At 55.0% G+C, this 1560-nt stretch carries 2 protein-coding genes; one reads left to right on the forward strand and one right to left on the reverse strand.

What is annotated here, in order from left to right:
• On the reverse strand, positions 1-225 hold a 225-nt coding region (locus ACREXZ_RS30770; protein ID WP_431767901.1), incomplete at its 3' end, for a GCG_CRPN prefix-to-repeats domain-containing protein.
• A gap of 358 nt (positions 226-583) precedes the next feature.
• Here ACREXZ_RS30770 and ACREXZ_RS30775 point away from each other — a divergent pair.
• Positions 584-1534, forward strand: a complete 951-nt coding sequence (locus ACREXZ_RS30775) for an IS481 family transposase (protein WP_431767902.1) — start codon at positions 584-586, stop codon at positions 1532-1534.
• Positions 1535-1560 lie beyond the last annotated feature (26 nt).

Genomic DNA, 1560 nt, shown 5'->3' on the forward strand with positions numbered 1-1560 from the left:
GTACACGCCACCGCGATAGACGCCGCCGCGGTACACGCCGCCGCCGTACCCGACCGCGGGGTATCCCGCTACGTTGGGCCGGCAGCCTCCATAGGGACCCCGGTGAAATCCCAGGCCACATCCTCCCGCGACCAGCGTCACATAGGACCTCTGGTTAGGAATCGGTGATATTGAAAATGCGTTGGCATCAAAGGCGACCATAATGGTGGCCAAGGCGCCGATCACGCCCGCTCCGCAAAGTATCCTGTGCAAGGCTCGTTCCTCCTAGTAGTGAAGAAAAACCGCAAAATGCAGTCGAAGACCCGGTTTCAGCGGCGGGCACTCATATGATCGTAGCATCAGTCGACGGCCGAAATCTAGTCGAAGAACCTCACCACTCGATTCCCCCGCCGGGTTCGCCATGGCCGCTCGATCAATAGACCGCAATATGCTTGATAATTATGCCTGAATCGTCGAATTCGCTCAGCAAAATAACAGGTCATCCGTGGAATGCGGGATAAGATACATTTGCCACACCAGCCCTAGGTTGTTTAGTCCCACGTTGTGCTGGTGTACGGTATAGCCGGCTACAACGGGAGGGATTATGGGACAAGTTTTACACGGATGCGCCCGCACGACAGAGGCAGTGCGTCGAGCGATACAGCATAGCCAAAAGAGCCTGAACGCGCTGGCTGAACAGTACGGGATCAACCCGAAGACGGTTGCCAAGTGGAAGAAGCGCGCCTTCGCCAACGATGCCCCGATGGGGCCGAAGGACGTGCGCTCGACGGTTTTGACGCAGGAAGAAGAAGCCGCCATTGTCGCTTTCCGTAAATACACGCTGCTGCCGTTGGATGATTGCCTGTATGCCTTGCAGCCAAGCATTCCGCATCTGACGCGCTCATCCCTGCATCGCTGTCTGCAAAGGCATGACATCAGCCGGTTGCCAGAAGTTGAGGGCGACAAAGTAAAGAAACAGAAGTTCGCCACGTACCCGATTGGCTACTTCCATATCGACATCGCCGAAGTGCAAACGGAAGACGGCAAACTGTATATGTTCGTGGCCGTCGATCGCACCTCGAAGTTCGCTTATGCCGAGCTTCATCCTCGCGCGACACGCATGATCGCCAAGGACTTCCTCGATAAGCTGACCAAAGCCGTGCCCTACAAGGTCCACACCGTTCTGACCGATAACGGCATTCAGTTTGCCAAGCGCGAAGGCACGGAAACTTACTGGAACATCCCCTTTGATCGTCTTTGCCACGCCCTTGGCATCGAACACCGTCTAACCAAGGTCAATCATCCGTGGACGAATGGCCAGGTCGAACGCATGAACCGCACCATCAAGGACGCTACCGTGAAGCGGTATTACTATCAATCACACGACCACCTTAAACACCATCTGCACACGTTCCTAATGGCCTGCAACTTCGCCAAACGCCTCAAAACTCTCAAAGGTCTGACCCCCTATGAATACATCTGCAAAATCTGGACGAAAGAGTCGGATCGATTTAATGTCAATCCGTTCCAGCACAACGTGGGACTAAACACCTAGGTATCACGGCGACCTCTCCGCATGAC

It is taken from the genome of Paraburkholderia sp. (assembly GCF_050742655.1).
Classification (GTDB): domain Bacteria; phylum Pseudomonadota; class Gammaproteobacteria; order Burkholderiales; family Burkholderiaceae; genus Paraburkholderia.

Excerpts from the sequence above, each read along its gene's own strand:
- ACREXZ_RS30775 (WP_431767902.1), top strand. The coding sequence starts at position 584 with ATGGGACAAGTTTTACACGGATGCGCCCGCACGACAGAGGCAGTGCGT.